The organism is Enterococcus sp. AZ079, from assembly GCF_050547255.1.
GTDB lineage: Bacteria > Bacillota > Bacilli > Lactobacillales > Enterococcaceae > Enterococcus_D > Enterococcus_D casseliflavus.
In genome coordinates, this window is the sequence record NZ_CP172955.1 from 545585 (window position 1) to 559493 (window position 13909).

A 13909-nucleotide genomic window follows, 5' to 3' on the forward strand; every position below is an offset into this window, starting at 1 on the left:
CAATGATGAAAAAAATAGTATTAGTTTGCGCTGGCGGCATGTCTACTGGTGTCTTAGTAAATAATATGAAAAAAGCAGCGCAAGAAAAAGGAGAAACGGTGGCGATCGATGCGTTCTCCATTGAATCAGTAACGACTGCAGCAAAAGATGCTGATTGCGTACTGTTAGGACCGCAAGTTTCATACCGATTAAATGAAGTTCAAGGTTTAGTTGCTTGTCCAGCAGCCAGTATCGACATGCGCACCTATGGCATGATGGATGGAAAAAAAGCATTGGAACAAGCACTTGAACTAATAGGAGAGTAGAATGGAAGAAAAAGAACAAATTTGTTTTCAGATTATTTCGCAAGCGGGTATGGCAAGAAGTTGCTTTTTTGAAAGTATTCAAAAAGGAAGAGAAGCCCAGAATCTGGCTGCACTGCAAGCAATCGAAAAAGGAAAAGAACATTATCATGAAGCCCATTTGGCACATCGGAAGTTAGTTCAACAAGAAGCCCAAGGGGAAAAAGTCTGGATGTCCTTACTATTAAGTCATGCGGAAGATCTTTTGATGAGCGCAGACATCATGAGTGAGCTTGCAAAAGAGTTTCAAGGGTTGTATGAAGAAATTCAGGCAATTAAGCAAACGATTCAGTCTACTGGCTCCTAACCGAAAATCGCAATAAGAAAAAGAAACGAAGTGTCAGTCCTTTGACAAAACACTTGGTTTCTTTTTGCTTAAATTTGGTACGCACGTTGACAGGATTGCTTGAAGGTGTAGGATAGAAGAAAGATGGAACCTTAAATCAAACCAAGGAGTCGGACGATGAAAGCTTTCAAATCCCATACCGCACTTTTGATCATCAGCAATACGATCACGATCATCCCGTATCTTTATTTTTTATCTTTGAGCAAAGAGCAGTCGCTAAGTGCAGCATTAGCCTTTGCGCTCTTTTATACCTTTCGCATGACAGGGGTCTTTTTCTTACAGACGCTTACGGCGCTTTTTGCACCATCGCTGTTAGCAGCAAGTGTCTTGATCGGCGGCGCCGGCGCATTGGTGGGTATCTTGAGCACTTGGTGGAGCGTGGCACTCTTGCCAGCTGCTGGTTTGTTGGGGATCAGTGCTTCTTGGCTGCCCCCAGCTGATCTGATGGTACGCCAAAAAGCCAAGCTCACTGAACAGCCGCTGAAAAATGATTGGAAGGAGGCGCTGTTCTTTCTTTTCGTTTTACTGTTTGCCTTACGGTTGCCTGATGACCTTCAAGGCGTTGGCCTATTTGGCAGTTATTTTGCACTCTTTGTGCTGGCAGGTAAGAGTAGTCAAACCTTCAACAACCTCCCAAAAAGACCGTTGATGCAGCGCAACCAGTTATTCAACAAGCAGTTTTTGTTGTATTTCTTTTTCTTTCTCTTACTGTTTGGCTTGCGATCAGCAAGGCTGATCAAGTCGAATGCCCTGTTTGAATGGGCGATTACTGGCTTCTTGTTTCTCTTTGCTTTGCTGCTGATCACTTTAACGAAACGCAGCCGCTTGTGGAAACAGCCACTTCATCTAAATGTGCTCACCTTCATTCGTGGGGTGATCGGAAACTTTCTTTTTCTTTTCGGCTCGGTGTATGTTACCGGTCGACTTGGAGCACAAGCGTTAAGCACGCACGTTTACTTACCATATGCACTGGGCCTTTTTGGCGCGATGTTTCTCGGAGGAAAACTCGCTCATCGTTTAGAAAAACAGCTGGTACCAACATATTTACTTGGGCTGATGGCAGGTGTTCTTCTGTTCAGCAGCGACACACTGATTCCAATAAGTTTATTCGTCATTAGCTTCTTTAATGCGGGATTGAATCAATGGCTTACGAAACAGTATTTGGCGGCAAAACCCGAAGCAATCGAGCAGCAGAGTTTAGCCAAGTATGCCACACAAAGCAAAGGGAGTCTGGTACATCAATTTCTTTTGATGACACTCCTGTTTGTCATTCTTCGTTTTGAACATCAGCCGCTGGCTTTCTTGTTTCAGCTATCAGGAACGACGGCAACGAATCAGACCTCAAGGATCCAAAGCTTTTTAGAGCCAGCAAAATGGGGCTCGATTGCAGGAGTACTCTGTTTGCTAGTAGGTGGACTGGTGGTATTTTATCGGCAACTAAAGAAAACAAAAGTATAAGCGTCGTTAACTGACACTGTCTTATTTCTAGACGGTGTCTTTTTTTGAAATCGCATAAAAACCGAACGTTCAGCGTTTTATCTTCCTTTATGATAGTGAATTTTATTGCACTATTTTCGAATAGCGTTAAAATAAGAACATCGTGTTAGTGAAAAAGGAACATTAAACGAACGGCTTTTTCCTGACAATGTCTTAGAGAACGGGGGAAATCAAACAAATGGCAACCATTCGCTATTTTAAAGGAGATGTTTTCCATACGCCAAGTGATGGAAAATTGGAGTATATAGAAGAAGCTTTGATTCAAGTCGATGACGCAGGGATCATCACGAAAGTCACTGCCAAAACAGATCAAGGGTATGAGGCAGAGCTGGCAAAAGCATCAGAGAATCTTCAGGCTTTATCTGAAGGCCAGTGCTTTTTACCAGGGTTTGTCGATCTGCATGTCCATGCACCGCAATGGCCGCAAGCAGGGATCGCGTTAGATGAACCGTTAAATGTCTGGTTAGATGAATGCACGTTTCCGCTGGAGGCAAAATATGCCGATCCAGCATTTGCCAAAGCTGTCTATCAGGATTTGGTGGCACAGTTGTTGGCAAGAGGAACGACAACGGTTCTTTATTTTGCAACGATCCATCTAGAAGCGAGTCTTCAATTGGCGAAGACTTGTGCCGCTCTTGGTCAACGGGGATTAGTCGGAAAAGTCGTTATGGACGATCCTCAAGCCAATCCTGCTTTTTATCGGGATGCGTCAACAGAAGAGGCATTAGCGGATACAGAACGTTTTATTCAAGAAGTACAAGCAATCGCAAAGACCGCACCTCAAGGCGTTTATCCTGTGGTCACTCCGCGATTTGTCCCCAGCTGTACCGATGAAGGCTTGGCAGGGTTAGGCGCATTGGCTCAAAAATATGATGTCCATGTTCAGACCCACTGCAGTGAAGGGCAATGGGAACATGACTTTGTCCAAGAACGATTTGGCAAAACGGATACCGAAGTGCTGCAAGATTTTGGCTTGTTGCGTGAAAAAGCAGTGATGGCTCATGGCAATTTCATCAGCCCAGCTGACGGCGCCCGTTTTGTCGAAACCGGCGCCGCAGTTGCGCACTGTCCCATTTCAAATGCCTACTTTGCCAATAGCGTGATCCCAATCAAGCGCTTGAAAGAACAAGGGGTCACGATTGGTTTAGGAACGGATATCTCCGGCGGTTTTTCACCGAGTTTGTATGACAACATCAAACAAGCTGTGATGTCTTCGAGAATGTTAGAAGATGGCGTGGATGTCACGCTTCCTCAAAACACACGAGGAGTAGCTGATTCTCGTATATCCGTGATCGATGCGTTCTCATTGGCGACAAAAGGCGGCGGTGAGGCACTGAGATTACCAGTAGGTGTCATCAAAGAAGGGTATGCGTTTGATGTGCAAGTGATCGATACGCGACAAAAAGAAAATCCTTTGCCTGACTTCGGTGTGTTTACTTCACCCGAAGCAAGATTACAAAAAATCCTGTACTTAGCAACGATGCAAAATATTCGCCAAGTCTGGGTCCAAGGAAAAAAAGTACACGAAAAATGAGGAGAATGAGACAGTGGAATCAACGAAAAACAAACATTTAACGATCGGAATGAACGAAGACATTCCCTTTGGTCAAGCAGTACTTTTAGGATTACAGCATGTGTTGGCAATGGACGTGTATGTGCCGCCATTTATTATCGCAACCGCGGTGGCGATGTCCTCTTCAGACGCATCAGGTTTGATCCAATCGACCTTTTTAGGAGCAGGGATCGCTTCTTTGATCCAAGTCCTCTTTTTCTTGAAATTACCCGTATGTCAAGGACCATCCTTTGTGCCCGTTGGAGCGATCATCGGTATTTATTTTGGTGCCAACGGCATGGACACGGTGTTAGGTGCCAGCATTGTTGGTGCCGCAGCAGTCATTTTACTAGGCTTTACTGGCATCTATAAGTATATCGTTCGTCATTTTATTCCTACGATCGTCAGTGGGACGATCATCATGATCGTTGGTTTGACGCTGCTGCCAACGGCATTTACTAGCAATATCTATCCTGCCACTGAAACACTAAGTGCCAATCAAAACATGTTGCTAGCTGCGATTACTGCGGCGATTTTGATCTTGTTTTCCATGTTAGGCGATTATTTTCCAGGAATGGGAAAATACTTCCGAATCAGTTCGGTCATTATTGCTTTGGTTATCGGTACCGTGATTGCTTCCTTTATGGGAGGCGTTGATTTTCAGTCGGTGGCGGATGCTTCTTTCTTTAGTCTGCCAAAACTGGTATTTCTAAACTATGGCCTGCATTTTGATGTTTCAGCGATCTTAACGATGCTAGTGATCTATATGGTTCTCCTAGCAGAAACAACAGGAACTTGGTACGCGGTCAGTTCTGTGACAGAAGAACCTGTTACGGATGAACAGATCAATAAAGGCGTGATCGGTGAAGGGTTAGGCTGCTTGGTTGCCGCCTTAGTTGGAACGACACCTGTAACTGGTTATTCTACCAATGCAGGGATCATTTCGATCACAGGGGTTGCTAGTAAAAAAGTCTTTGTGATGGCGTCCGTCTGGTTTATCCTATTGTCCTTCATGGGAAAACTTTCAGCCTTGATTCACGCAGTACCTTCTGCTGTCATCGGCGGCGTGTTCGCGGTCGTCTGCGTCATTATTTTGTTGAGCGGCTTTCGGGTCATTAAGAATGAAGAGTTTTCCGAGCGGGAGTTGTATATTATCGGGGTACCGTTGATTATTGCCATCGGCTTGTTGTTTATGCCAGCAGAAATCAAAGAATCCGCGCCTCAATTCTTACAATATTTATTAGATTCACCGATTGCTTTAAGCGCTATTGCGGCGATCGTCATGAATAAATTGATCCCAGTGAAGAAAAAATTGAAAGTAAATGAGGAATGAGACCTTGTCTCGTTCCTTCTTTTGTTACAATCCTGTGTAAAAAGAGGGGTTTTTGTAATATAGGAAAGGTTTTCTAAGGTTAACTGGTTTACCTGAAAACAAAATAACTGTAATGTTAAAAATTACAGCAGAGCAAAGCTTGATATGATAGGATTCTCAAATTCTTACGAAACGTAAGGCAACTGTCGTTTTCGTAATCATCTGTAATGAATTCTTTACCTATGAAATATTCTTCGATGTTAGACTTGTTTATGCGCTTGAGTCATCTCAAATGACGCAAAATGAGTTTCAAAGAAGGAGATTTAATTATATGAAGTCTTTAAAAACTGTTTTACTTAGTACAGCTGTCCTTGCCGGTTTCGGCCTTTTCTTAGGTGGGAAAGACGCCTTTGCAGACGAACAATACACTGTTCAATCTGGTGATACATTATCAACAATCGCTACTAACTTTTATGGTTATAGCTCTGATGATACGATCAATGCGATCGTTGAAGCAAACGAGATTGCTGATAAAAACTTGATTTTTGTTGGGGAAGCATTGATCATCCCTACAGATGGCACTGCAACTTATACAGAATCTGCAAGCACGACTGCTGCAGCAAGTGTACAACAACCAAGTGAACCAGCAGCTTCACAATCAAGCAACACACAATCTGCTGCAAGCACACAAAGCAGCTCAAGCTACAGCTCTTCAGCTAGCGGCTCAGAAGCTTCAGCAAAAGAATGGATCGCAAACAAAGAATCTGGTGGTTCTTACACAGCGACAAACGGACAATACTATGGCCGTTACCAATTAACCAACTCTTACTTAAATGGTGACTATTCAGCTGCTAACCAAGAAAAGGTTGCCGATGAATATGTTGCATCACGTTATGGTTCTTGGTCTGCTGCCAAAGCATTCTGGGAAGCAAATGGTTGGTACTAAGATTCTCAAATGAATCTTGTCCGTGACATCTAGTAATCAATTGCCCTTATTGGCGAGTACAACTTACTCGCTGATGAGGGCTTTTTTGTGTCTTCTGAGAAAGGTGAATGAATGTAACGCTGCTTTCAGCTGCATGTAACATCATTATCAGTCGATATGCCACTGATAAAAAATCCCTTTTTCCACGACAACCATGTATAATAGTAGGAAATAGAGCAGCAAGCGATTCAATCTGTCAAAATTGAGACAGAAAATGGCGAATTTGATAGCAGAAAGTGGGGGAAACACAATGAGTACATCGATTGAAGAAAAAATTGCACAAAAAATGCAGCGATTTCAAGCATTTGGGGAAGGCTTGCCGGGAGCCAAAGTCTATTATCGCGAAGATTGGGATGCAATCTACTTTGATTTAGTAGGAAAGCAGTTTGGAATCATGAGTCCACAACCAGAAGAAACAGCGTTTTTGACTTTGAAAAATCTGCCCGAGGTCAACGAAACGCTGCGAGAGCAATTTCCTGACGTCATCATTCCAGGGTATTATGCCAATAAGACCCATTGGAATACCATCAAGTTGGCATCTGATGCCTTGATGGAAGAAAACATCGAACAAATGATTTTGGTTTCCTACGATTTAGTCAAACAAAAACTGACAAAAAAACAAAAAAGTGAGCTGGAAAACAGCGAATCGTAAGTCAAAGATTTAGCGACAAAAAATAATCAAACCAGTATCGAGGATCATCATAATCCCTTTACTATTCGTTATTTTCGACAACATTTATGCAATATTTTCAAAGAGCTTTCATGAAAGCTCTTTTTGTTTTATTTGTTCGCTTGTTTCCCGTCGGGATCCATGGTAAATTGTTGTGCAACCGAAATTTTTTGGCAGTCTTTTCTGCTAAACAAAAAGGAGTGGTACGTATATGGATCTGGTCTTACGCCATGTCAAAAAGTACAAAGCGGCAACCGGCATTGCCTTATTATCGGTCATTTTAATGGTCGTTGCTGCATTATGGCAGCCGAAGCTCTTGCAGCAAGTGCTAGAATCAATTATTACCGAAAACAATGATGAAATGAAAAAAATTGGTATGCAGCTGATTGGGCTAGCATTGCTAGGCCTTGTTGCAGGGATTATCAACACGATTTTTTCTGCGAAAGTGGCGCAAGGCGTTAGTGCCGATATTCGGGAAGAGATGTTTCGGAAAATCCAGACATTCTCATTTGGTAATATCGAAACCTTCTCGGCAGGAAACCTAGTGGTGCGCTTGACCAATGACATCACTCAAATTCAAAACTTAGTGATGATCTCGCTGCAATCGTTGTTTCGCATCCCGTTCTTATTTATCGGTGCCTTCATTTTGGCGATGACAACCATGCCGCAACTTTGGTGGATCATCGTCTTACTAATTATCGCTGTCTTAGTGATTACGGCACTCTCCTTTACACGGATGGGCAAACACTTTATGATCATCCAGAACTTGATCGACAAAATCAATGGGATTGCCAAAGAAAATTTGATGGGGATTCGTGTGGTGAAATCTTTTGTTCAAGAAGAAAACCAGCTACAAGGCTTTTCCAAAGTCAGTGAAACGTTAACGAAGCATAATATTATCGTAGGAACCTTGTTCTCTGTAATGATCCCCTCCTTTATGCTGGCAGCCAACTTAGCCGTCGTTGGCGCGATCTTCTTTGTCAGTGATCTAGCGAAAGATGATCCAACCTTGATTGGGGGAATTGCCTCATTCATGAATTATTTGATGCAAATTATGATGGCGATCATTATCGGCGGCATGATGATGATGATGACATCGCGGGCTGCAGTTTCGCTTAAACGGATCAAAGAGATTCTAGATACCGAACCGGATCTGCAATACCAAGATGTCCCAGAACAAGAGTTGTCTGGAAGTGTCGCTTTTGAAAACGTCAGCTTCCGTTACCCTGGGGATGAAAAAAATGCCCTAACGGCTATCAGTTTTACCATCAAACCTGGTGAAATGATTGGGATCGTAGGGGCGACTGGTGCCGGCAAATCAACACTGGCGCAGCTGATTCCTCGTTTGTTTGACCCAACGGAAGGTGTCGTGCGAGTTGGCGGCGTTGACTTGAAAGAAGTCAATGAACAAAGCTTGCGTAAAACGGTCGCTTTTGTCTTGCAAAAAGCGATCCTCTTTTCAGGAACGATTGCCCAAAACTTGCGGCAAGGGAAAAAAGACGCCTCAGAATCTGAGATGTCTCGCGCAACGGAAATCGCCCAAGCCAGTGAATTTATTCAAAAATTGACCGCTGGGTTTGAAGCGCCGGTCTCCGAGCGCAGCAGCAATTTTTCTGGAGGGCAAAAGCAACGCTTATCGATTTCTCGAGGAGTGATCGGTGAACCGAAAATTTTGATTTTGGATGATAGTACGAGTGCATTAGATGCTCGTTCGGAAAAATTGGTTCGCGAAGCGTTTGAAAAACAATTAAAAGACACGACAACGATCATCATCGCGCAAAAGATTGCCTCTGTTGTGAAAGCCGACCGCATCTTCGTTTTAGATAATGGACGTCTGGTTGGTGAAGGAAGCCATGAATTTTTAGCCAATAACAATGCCATCTATCAAGAAATCTTCGCAACACAGAAAGGAGAGGAGTAACCATGACAGATTTGTTCAAAGCGAGTAAATTTTTCTACCATTACTTAAAACAATACAAGTGGTCGTTTCTATTCATTTTTGTGACGGTGATTCTGGCAACGTATCTGCAAGTGCAAGCGCCAGTCTTTGTCGGAGAAGCGTTCCAAGAGTTGGCGAATTATGTTGGTGGTTTGATGCAAGGGGTCGATGATAAATCAGCTTTTCTATCGATCATTTGGAAATTGTTGATTTTTTATGTCTTAGCCAGTGCAGCCAATTTTGTTTATAGTATCTTGTTCACGCAAGTGGTGGGGAAATCAACCAACAGAATGCGGATCGGTTTATTTAATAAACTGGAAAAATTGACGATCAAATTCTTTGATTCTCATCAAGACGGTGATATTTTGAGCCGTTTTACCAGTGACTTGGATAACATCCAAAACAGTCTGAACCAAGCATTGTTGCAAGTGCTGACCAATGTAGTCTTAATGGTGGGGATCTTGATCATGATGTTCCGTCAAAACGTTGAATTGGCATGGGCAACGATTGCTTCTACCCCGATTGCGGTCTTAATCGCGGTGATCGTGATCCAAAAAGCCCGCAAATATGTCGATCTGCAGCAAGATGAAGTCGGAAAATTAAACGGCTATATTGATGAAAAAATCAGTGGTCAACGAATCATCATCACCAATGGACTGCAAGAAGAAACCATCGACGGTTTCTTGGTCCACAACCAACAAGTCCGCGAAGCTACCTACAAAGGGCAAGTCTACTCTGGGCTGCTTTTCCCCTTGATGCAAGGGATGTCCTTGTTGAACACGGCAATCGTGATTTTCTTTGGTGGCTGGTTAGCATTGAACGGTGACTTAGAACGTTCTGTTGCTTTAGGATTAGTTGTGACCTTTGTCCAGTATTCGCAGCAGTATTACCAACCATTGATGCAGATCTCTTCTGGTTACAGCATGATTCAATTGGCGATCACCGGTGCGCGCAGAATCAATGAAATGTTTGATGAACCTGATGAAGTCAAACCAAAAGACGGGATCAAAGTGAAGGGCATCAAAGAGGCGGTTGCTTTGAATCATGTGGACTTTGGGTATGACAGTCAAAAATTGGTCCTAAAAGATGTCTCGATCACAGTCAACAAAGGCGAAATGGTCGCATTAGTCGGACCGACGGGTTCAGGAAAAACGACCATCATGAACCTGTTGAATCGCTTCTATGATGTGAATGGTGGTTCTGTGACCTTTGACGGCATCGACATCCGGGAGCTAGACTTGGATCTGCTGCGTTCTCAAGTGGGAATCGTTTTGCAAGAATCCGTGTTGTTCTCAGGGACGATTCGCGAAAACATTGCTTTTGGGAAACCAGAAGCGACTGAAGCCGAAGTCATTGCAGCAGCGAAACAAGCCAATATCCATGAGTTTGTTATGACGTTGGAAAAAGGCTATGACACGGAGATCACCGAAGAGAACAATCTTTTCAGTACTGGTCAAAAACAATTGATGAGTATTGCCCGAACGATTTTGACCAATCCAGAATTGTTGATTTTGGATGAAGCCACCAGTAACGTTGATACCGTGACCGAAGCGAAAATTCAACGAGCAATGGATGAAGCGATCAAAGGACGAACCAGTTTTGTGATCGCCCATCGCTTGAAGACGATTTTGAATGCCGACCGCATCGTTGTCTTGAAGGATGGCAAAGTCATTGAAGAAGGCAATCACCATCAATTGGTGGCGGCCGACGGCTTTTATGCGGAACTGTATCACAATCAATTCGTTTTTGAATAAGCGCAAACCAACGTAAAATCATCAAGAAGACACTAGCAGGACAGCCCGCAATTTCGTCAACCAATCGACGAAACAGCGGGCTGTTTTTTTTTAGGTTAAAGCAAGCGCTTCTTATGACGACAATGTCTATGAGCAGTTAGTGGTATAAGAGATCCGTTGTTCTGATAACCAAAAAAGACCAGCCTTAAGCATGGTCTTCTTTGGTTTTTTAGTGATACGCAGCGGTTTGAGCCAACCACTCAATAAAATGGTCTGGCTGTTGCGTATCCTGTGCCACGATATTCCACTGCTGGTTTTTGCAGCGGGTGCATTCATGCAGCAGCTGATATCCTTTTTTGGAATGTTGGCGATAGTCAATCGGTCGCATCAAGCCATGGCAAGTATTTTGACGATCACCCGGGCGAATATCCACGTGTAACGAGTAGAGACACTGGGGACAATGGTTGCGGTAAGAACCATTGGTCAAGGGTGCCACAGGCGTACTGCAGTTTTTACAAACAAAGGTCGTATTTTCATCTTTTCTCATTTTGCTTTCCTCCAAAAGAATGATTTCTTTTGAGAGAAAAGGGTTCCGTTCGTTCTTCATCAGGCTTCTTTGGCTAGGGACACATTCACCGTCCGTAACGATTACTTCTGCTTCCAGCTTCATGCGATTTCGCAATCCGTACCACGCTTAGTTTTTTCGTTTTGTGCTAAGCACTGTGTTGCGGCAGCCCACAACCCAGCAGTAAGTGTAGTCCAAAGTCACTGTCATTGGCGTCGTCCCCTAGAAAGCAATTGAGGAATGCTTTTTCATCGAGTACCTCCTATGTGTTTACGAGGGTATTATAGCAGAAATAGAGTTGGAATTCTAAGACAGATGAAACCTGATCGTAATTCATTCCTTTTTTATCGTTAAAAACAATAATATGTAGATAATAATGCTATTTTGTGACAAAATATTTACATGTAGGTTTCGCTCGATTTTATTTTGGTCACTGAAGAAGAGACACGGAATCACAAAATGAAGGAAGGATGACCTAACGAAAGGAGAACAAAAATGTTTGGTACGAACAAGAAATCCGAAAATTCGAATGGTACACAAGGCAAGAAACGAAAAAAGCGTTTGACTGTAGAAAATCTGATCAACCAATATCTTGAAGAAAAAGAGATCCATGAATTGAGTGATGGTCTGTCTGTCCAGATCTTTAATGACTTATCTGCACACCGAATACATTTCATGGAGATCCCCAACCTTAGTTACAAAAATCTCGGAGCAGCTATCCAAATCGATCAAAACTGGATTAAAATCAAGCAACAAGATACGATCATCAAACAGCAGGCAGAGATCATTCAGCTTTTGAAAGAAAAACGATAGAAGAAAAGTATTTTTTCAATTAAAAAAACGAAGAACGAGCTGAGTGGTTCTCCTTGAAAAGGAGGGCAGCTAGCTGGTTCTTCGGTTCCTTGTTGACAATGAAAGATCAATAGTACTCCCCGTGGCGATAGTCCCATGAGTTGAAGTAATCAGAAAGGTACATTTGGATTTTTTCAACATCGAGTCCTTTACGGATCAAGACAGGTGCGGGTGTGATGGAGCGTTGGTCTCCTTGCTCAGGAATCAAGTTGCCGTCTTTATCAACGAAAGAAACCATGACTCCTTGCTCATAGCGGGTTTCCAGCGTTTTGTCTGGTTGGATCGATGCAACATAGTCGTTGCCTTCAATGATTAGATCGGCTTCTTGCGCGATTTGTTCGCCGATCCCTTCAACAAGTCCGCGGTTTCCTTTGCCTGAAGGGTTCGCTGAGCTGGCGAAAAGCAATTTCTTTTGCTGATCCCAAAATTCTTTTGAAATCTGCTCACCAGGGACACCGAATTTGATCACAAAACAGCTGGTTCCCCGAACGTCCGTCATCAATTCTTCTGAACCATCATTTGGGATATAGGCTTTTCCTGATTCTTTCCAAGGCAAAATCGCACCGAATAACACGTCATTGTTCCAGCAAGTTTCGTAAACGGCGGCGGTTTCCGCATTTAGTTCGGCTAATTCATGTAGCTGTTCCAATGAGCTGCAAAGAACGACGCCTGGTTTGTTACGCTTGCGATTTTTCGCTGAAAACTTGCGTTCCAGCCCTTTTTTATCAGAGACGGCAATGATATAGCCGACTTTGGTTGGGCAAACGATCACTTTGCCTTCTTCATTCAAATAGTTGATCGCACGTTGATTTGGTTCTCCTGTCCATGGGACTTGTTTTGCTTCATTCACTCTCTTCATCCTCCCTGTCTTCCAATGAATCGCCGTTATGAAAAATATAACGGAATATTCTGAAAATTCTGATTGAATATGGTTACCCTTGATGATAAGGGAATCAATCCGCGTAGTCAAGGGGATTTACACCAGAATGTAAAAAGAGTGGAATAGAAAGATCGAATATGCATCACTAGAGAATAGAGTGAATGATTGACAGCAACACTATTTTTTTCCGCTTTGTATGAAAAAATTGACTGTTTTTCATGTTATTTATATGGGAAGATAGGCTTATAGATGGAAGAACGCAATCAAAAGAATAGTTTTTTTGTGAAAGATGAGGAGTATCATGAGTGAAAAGAAAAAAATACGCAAGCTTTTGTTGGCATCGATTGTCGCTGGGAGTATCTATGGTGGCGGTGCCTTGCTTTTTGGGTTGCTGGTCAGTTATAACGTCCTCTTGTTAGATGGGGTCTATACATTGATTGGTGCAGTGATGTCACTGATTGCTTTGTACGTGGCAAAATATATCCAAGCCCAAGATTTTGAACGTTTTCCATTCGGTAAAGAGGCATTGATGCCATTAGTGGTATTTATTCAATATAGTATCATCCTGCTGATCTCAATTTATGGGATCATTGAATCTGCTTTTAGTTTATTACACGTCAGTGATGGCATGATTGATCCAATCGGTTTGTATTTCTCGCTGGTTGGTACGATCTACTGTTTCTCTTTTTACTTGTACTTAAAAAAGAAACCACTGACCCATCCCTTTTATTGGGTGGAACTAGAACAATGGCGTTTCGGCTTTTTCTTTAGTCTGGGTGTCGTCGGTTCATTTCTTGTGTCCTGGCTGATCCAAGCCAGTCCCTATGGGGATTTTGCGATGTATGTCGACCCAATCATCTCCATCGGGATCACCTTGTTCTTTATCCAGCTTTCGATAAAAGAGTTGAAAGCAGCGATTTTAGAATTGACTTCCTCTACCCCAAAAGAAGAACTGCGGGAGACCATCATGACGATCGTTGAAAAAGAATTGCGCGCAGAAGAAGTGGTGGACTTTGTGTTACGTACCGCCAAAGTCGGTAATCAAGTCATTGTGGAATTAGATGTAGTGATTTTACCTGCAACTCCTCTCGATACAGTAGGTCAGCAAGATCCCTTGCGAGAACGATTGAATCAGGCAATCAGCCAACAGATTTCTGGTTATTCCCTCTGGCTAAACATAAATTTTGTCGGTGACATCTAATGGGCGTATAGTGAGGAGTAAGAATGGCTGCAAAGC

13 protein-coding genes are annotated in these 13909 nt (G+C 42.9%); 11 read left to right on the plus strand and 2 right to left on the minus strand.

Annotated features, from left to right (window positions below):
• The first annotated feature begins 5 nt into the window (after positions 1 to 5).
• The 9 genes from IGJ15_RS02620 (at position 6) to IGJ15_RS02660 (ending at position 10396) form a co-directional block, all read left to right on the plus strand.
• Positions 6 to 305: a PTS sugar transporter subunit IIB gene (locus IGJ15_RS02620; protein ID WP_010749922.1), complete on the plus strand. Its 300-nt coding sequence runs from the start codon at positions 6 to 8 to the stop codon at positions 303 to 305.
• Position 306: 1 nt separating this feature from the next.
• Complete coding sequence (locus tag IGJ15_RS02625; protein ID WP_010749921.1) at positions 307 to 648, plus strand: PTS lactose/cellobiose transporter subunit IIA; 342 nt, start codon at positions 307 to 309, stop codon at positions 646 to 648.
• Positions 649 to 804: 156 nt separating this feature from the next.
• Complete coding sequence (locus IGJ15_RS02630; RefSeq protein WP_010749920.1) at positions 805 to 2145, plus strand: hypothetical protein; 1341 nt, start codon at positions 805 to 807, stop codon at positions 2143 to 2145.
• A 217-nt stretch (positions 2146 to 2362) separates the two neighbouring features.
• Entirely contained in the window at positions 2363 to 3718 is a 1356-nt protein-coding gene (guaD, locus tag IGJ15_RS02635; protein ID WP_430599266.1) for a guanine deaminase, read from the plus strand.
• Positions 3719 to 3767: 49 nt separating this feature from the next.
• Positions 3768 to 5069 (plus strand): uracil-xanthine permease family protein, encoded by a 1302-nt coding sequence (locus tag IGJ15_RS02640; protein ID WP_051095412.1) that lies wholly within the window; start codon positions 3768 to 3770, stop codon positions 5067 to 5069.
• Between the two features lie 310 nt (positions 5070 to 5379).
• A complete protein-coding gene (locus IGJ15_RS02645) occupies positions 5380 to 5994 on the plus strand; it encodes a LysM peptidoglycan-binding domain-containing protein (RefSeq protein ID WP_005228480.1) in 615 nt (204 codons plus the stop codon).
• Between the two features lie 289 nt (positions 5995 to 6283).
• The gene (locus IGJ15_RS02650; RefSeq protein WP_010749917.1) at positions 6284 to 6685 is read left to right on the plus strand and encodes an MmcQ/YjbR family DNA-binding protein; all 402 of its coding nucleotides are present in this window, start codon (positions 6284 to 6286) and stop codon (positions 6683 to 6685) included.
• Between the two features lie 229 nt (positions 6686 to 6914).
• Positions 6915 to 8624 (plus strand): ABC transporter ATP-binding protein, encoded by a 1710-nt coding sequence (locus IGJ15_RS02655; protein ID WP_010749916.1) that lies wholly within the window; start codon positions 6915 to 6917, stop codon positions 8622 to 8624.
• Positions 8625 to 8626: 2 nt separating this feature from the next.
• On the plus strand, positions 8627 to 10396 hold the full coding sequence (locus IGJ15_RS02660) for an ABC transporter ATP-binding protein (RefSeq protein ID WP_010749915.1): 1770 nt from the start codon (positions 8627 to 8629) through the stop codon (positions 10394 to 10396).
• 208 nt (positions 10397 to 10604) lie between these two features.
• Here IGJ15_RS02660 and IGJ15_RS02665 read toward each other — a convergent pair whose 3' ends face one another.
• Positions 10605 to 10922, minus strand: a complete 318-nt coding sequence (locus tag IGJ15_RS02665; protein WP_010749914.1) for an RNHCP domain-containing protein — start codon at positions 10920 to 10922, stop codon at positions 10605 to 10607.
• A gap of 513 nt (positions 10923 to 11435) precedes the next feature.
• On the opposite strand from IGJ15_RS02665, the gene IGJ15_RS02670 reads away from it, so the two are divergent.
• Entirely contained in the window at positions 11436 to 11753 is a 318-nt protein-coding gene (locus IGJ15_RS02670) for a hypothetical protein (protein WP_010749913.1), read from the plus strand.
• Positions 11754 to 11859: 106 nt separating this feature from the next.
• On the opposite strand, the gene IGJ15_RS02675 is transcribed toward IGJ15_RS02670, so the two are convergent.
• On the minus strand, positions 11860 to 12651 hold the full coding sequence (locus IGJ15_RS02675; RefSeq protein WP_174273011.1) for an L-threonylcarbamoyladenylate synthase: 792 nt from the start codon (positions 12649 to 12651) through the stop codon (positions 11860 to 11862).
• A gap of 322 nt (positions 12652 to 12973) precedes the next feature.
• Between IGJ15_RS02675 and IGJ15_RS02680 the strand changes: the two genes are divergently transcribed.
• Positions 12974 to 13873, plus strand: coding sequence for a cation transporter (locus tag IGJ15_RS02680; RefSeq protein ID WP_010749911.1), 900 nt, complete (start codon positions 12974 to 12976; stop codon positions 13871 to 13873).
• Positions 13874 to 13909 lie beyond the last annotated feature (36 nt).